Source organism: uncultured Veillonella sp., assembly GCF_963534045.1.
GTDB lineage: Bacteria > Bacillota > Negativicutes > Veillonellales > Veillonellaceae > Veillonella.
In genome coordinates this window covers 1-3,968 of sequence record NZ_CAUSQT010000080.1, presented here as the reverse complement: position 1 = coordinate 3,968, position 3,968 = coordinate 1, and the positions used below count along the sequence as shown (strand labels likewise).

General features: G+C 37.8%; 6 protein-coding genes. All 6 read left to right on the top strand.

The features are described 5' to 3' along the window. The coding region (locus RYP29_RS08435) for a flotillin-like FloA family protein (protein ID WP_311533091.1) at positions 1–86 on the top strand (86 nt) is incomplete at its 5' end. A gap of 8 nt (positions 87–94) precedes the next feature. Further along, a complete protein-coding gene (locus RYP29_RS08430) occupies positions 95–643 on the top strand; it encodes a hypothetical protein (protein ID WP_060807021.1) in 549 nt (182 codons plus the stop codon). Between the two features lie 154 nt (positions 644–797). Beyond that, positions 798–1,520 (top strand): helix-turn-helix domain-containing protein, encoded by a 723-nt coding sequence (locus tag RYP29_RS08425; RefSeq protein ID WP_311533088.1) that lies wholly within the window; start codon positions 798–800, stop codon positions 1,518–1,520. 120 nt (positions 1,521–1,640) lie between these two features. After that, the gene (locus RYP29_RS08420) at positions 1,641–2,579 is read left to right on the top strand and encodes a hypothetical protein (protein ID WP_311533086.1); all 939 of its coding nucleotides are present in this window, start codon (positions 1,641–1,643) and stop codon (positions 2,577–2,579) included. Positions 2,580–2,656: 77 nt separating this feature from the next. Further along, positions 2,657–3,289, top strand: coding sequence for a DNA glycosylase (locus RYP29_RS08415; protein ID WP_311533084.1), 633 nt, complete (start codon positions 2,657–2,659; stop codon positions 3,287–3,289). Positions 3,290–3,552: 263 nt separating this feature from the next. After that, positions 3,553–3,968, top strand: a 416-nt coding sequence (locus RYP29_RS08410) for an MFS transporter (RefSeq protein WP_311533083.1), incomplete at its 3' end; no start/stop codon positions are given.

Sequence of the window (3,968 nt, the reverse complement as noted above, 5' to 3'; positions counted from 1 at the left end):
GTAATCTTGGCGTTATGGATTACTACAATATGAACAATATTATTGCAGACACTAAGATGCGTGAGAATTTAGCAGATGGTGAATAGGAGTAGCTATGGACTCTATTTTGTCTACAGTACTATCGGCCTTTACGCATAATCCTATATTTGTTCTAGCTATAATTGCTTATATCGTGTTCTCCTTTTTGAAAAGCTCAAAGACTGAAGATGCTGATGAGTATGAAACCTCAGGTGCTGAAAAGACTTGGGAGGATATGGAGCGTGAATACGGTATTTCTATTGAACGTAAAATAGAAGAGCCTCCGGTTAATGCTACATCTAATGATGCTGTCTATCAGTCGTCTAATACTCAGATTTCTTATAATCAATCTGCAGAACAACCTAAAAAAGAGCAACCTAAACAACGAGAAGAACATAAAGTATCTACTAGTAAAACGGTTGCAGTTTCTACATTAACTGAGCGCCTAGCAGAATTTAAGCGCCAAAAAGCAATGGAAGAAGTAAAGATTCCTCTTGTTGATGTAGAGACTCATACGAAGCCTGTAACGAAGAAGGCTCGCAAGTCGCGTCATGATATTAAAGAAGGTATGAAATGGGCTTTTATATTAGAAAAGCCGAAGGCATTGCGTCATAGGGCTCGATAAGTATATCTGTTCCTGATAAAGGCAGGGTTCCCAATGGTCACCGGGGTGACTATTGGGAACCCTTTTTCTATTGCTAAGACTATAACTAGCCTTTCATAATAAGTGTAATAGGTGTGTGAATATAGTTCGCCTAAATTATGAAAGGAGCGATTATATGTATCGCAGCGTACGAAATATTCCAAAACAATTATTAGAGAATCTATATGTTAAAGAGAAATGGACCTTACGAGACATTGCCGATTATATTGGGTGTAGTGTAGATACAATTGTAAGGCGTATGCAGATGTATAAGATTGCGCGACGTGAAAGGCGTAAAGATATCAATCGCGCAACCTTGGTAAATTTATATGAAGTGAGTCATACGAGTATTGAAGCTTTGGCCCGTCGTTTTAATGTATCCACTGCGACCATATCTAATCGATTACATGAGTATGGATTGCTGTGTGCTCATGACCATTCTATACATAGTGTAGAACCAGATCGTATTAAAAAGGCCTATGAAAGTGGTAATAGTACAACTCGTATTGCCCATATGATGGGGCTTTCACGCTGGAAGGTATTACATATCTTACATCATATGGGTGTCAATATACGCGGTGGGAGGCGTAAGGTGATGCCTATCGATGAAATGAGCTATTTGTATAGCTATCATGGGTTGAGTACAAAGGATATAGGTATTGCTTATCAGTTACAAGCCAATACAGTCGCCTTATATTTGCGAGAATCTGGTGTTGCGTTGCGTGGAAAACGGTTAGAGGTAGATACGAATGAGATTAGTAGATTGCGGATGGAAGGATTATCTATTGCAGCTATCGCACGACAACTCGAATGTTCCCCGTCTGTTATAAGAAACCGATTAAAGCAGCAACAATCTTAGTAAAGACGTAGTATTGTATGGTGTCGTATGGTAAATCTGTATAAACCTCAACCCATTCGGTATAGAAATTTGTAGTTAATTACTATATACTTAGATTTATATGATGATGGGAGGTTTATTATGTTCGAATATTTAACATTATTATTACCATTTTTACTGCTAGGGTTCATCGCCGCCGGCCTATCTAGAATATCTGGTGTAGCGTTATCCATGATTATTGTACCAACCTTGTTGATTTGGGGTGCTACACCACTAGATGTGGTTGCGTTTATGCTCCTCTTTGTAGTGTATAATAATTTCACATCTGAAACACAAGATGTACGCCTTGATTACAAGGATCTTGTATTATTTCCTAAATGGCGCTTGTTAATTCCTTTAGTTTTGACGGTAGTTGGTATCTTCATTAATCCAGCTATTGGTATTGCTGTCTTTATGGCTTGCTTTGTATTGGAATTGCTAGCAACCGTATTCAAACGCATTCCTGAACGGGAACGTCCTGCTGTTCATCGCGTCATTGTTCTTTCTGTCCTCAGTGCTATTGTAACCGCTATTGGCGCCTATGTGGGACCTACTATTAGTGGGGACTATTATTTTGGCTTAGTTGGCTTGGCTATTTTGGCCATTACTGCCTTTGCTTGGTATGCAGGCCGTAATCGAAATGCATTTAAAGGCATTTGGGAATTTATCTGGGTTGATTTCGGCATTTTGCTTGGTTTATTCGGTATTGAAAGTTCCAACTATCCATCTGGGTTGACTCGAGACTATAAGAGTTCTATGGATCGTATGCTACCAATGATTACTGTAGTAGGCGGTTATGCGGGATTGATGGTCATCTTTGGCGTATATGGTATGTTCTCATTGCCATCCTTTATTACAGCCATTGGTGCGGCTATTGGTATACGCATGTTTGGTTTGTATGAATTCCCTAAACGGGGCACCTTCTCTTACTTAGCAATTGGATTTGCTATTGCTGCCGTTGTATGTTTATATCTCGTATCTCCTGTACCAACAGGATTTGATACGGTTAATACCATCATGACGCAACCTATGGTTCAGTAATAGGTGAGTTTTGTCATAGTATCAATAACCTAAACTTGTTAATGTGAAAGTAGATAGTTAACATAAACAATAAGGAGATGTGTATCGTGAAAGATAATACTACTGTTGAAGCGAACTCTAATGAAGTTGTAGAAACGAGACCATTTCCGCCATTCTTGCCGAAGAATGCAACGGTTATGATGATGGGAACATTTCCTCCAACATCTGAAAAGCGAGCCATGGAATTTCATTATCCGAATTTTCAAAATGATATGTGGCGTGTTTTCGGTTTGGTGTTCTTTGATGATAAAGAACATTTTAGAAAAGGGGAAGAAAAAGCATTTGATGCGGAAAAGATTAAAGCTTTTTTATCTCAAATTGGTATAGCTTCTTGTCCAACGGTATTGAAAGCTATTCGTGAGCATGGTAATGCATCTGATGCGTTTTTAAAGGTAGTTGAGCCCGTTCCTCTTGCTGACGTATTAGCACAAATACCAGATTGTACTCATATTGGTACAACAGGTGGCAAGGCTACAGAAATCTTACTTAGTTTATTACCTGAAAAGGTAAAACTACCTAAAACAGGAGAAACGATTCCTTTTGTTTATAAAGGCCGAGAACTTTCTTTGACGCGTTTGCCATCTACCTCTAGAGCCTATCCGTTGAGTCTTGTGAAGAAGGCGGAGGCTTATAAAGCATTTTTTAAAGCTTGTGGATTAGAAACAAAATAATTGAATAATAGTAGGATACCTTTGATGGTCTATTCTAATTGGTAAATTAGAGTAGAACCTATCAAAGGTATTTTTATTATTAAAAATTTACGTAAATAGGTGATATGGTAACTCGCTTATTGTATATAAAACTATGGCATCAGTCATAATTAAAAGTGATAACAAAAATAACTTTTTAATTCTTGTTTTTTATAATGAGAGGTCTATAATTAACCAATGTCATTATATGGTTGACAAATATTTTAGAAATAGGAGTTGATACTATGGATAAGGCTAAGGAGGCCTTATGGACAAGATCATTTGTCCTCGATACTTTGATTAATTTCTTAGTATTTTTGATTTATTATTTATTAATTGTTATTATTGCCGTAGTGGCAAAAGATAACCTTCACGCCACAGCTAGTCAAGCAGGCTTAGCTGTTGGTATATATATTATCGGTACCGTCGTGGCACGATTGTTAGCGGGACGCTTTATTAGTGTCTTAGGTTGCAGAAAGATGCTGTACTTAGGTTTGTTTATTTATTTGGCTTCAACGGCCATGTACTTCTACACACCTAACTTGTTAATGCTCGATAGCGTTCGATTCTTAAATGGTTTTGCTTACGGTATTACATCAACTGCAACAAGTACGATTATTGCTGCTATTATACCTCAATCTCGTCGTGGCGAAGGGATTAA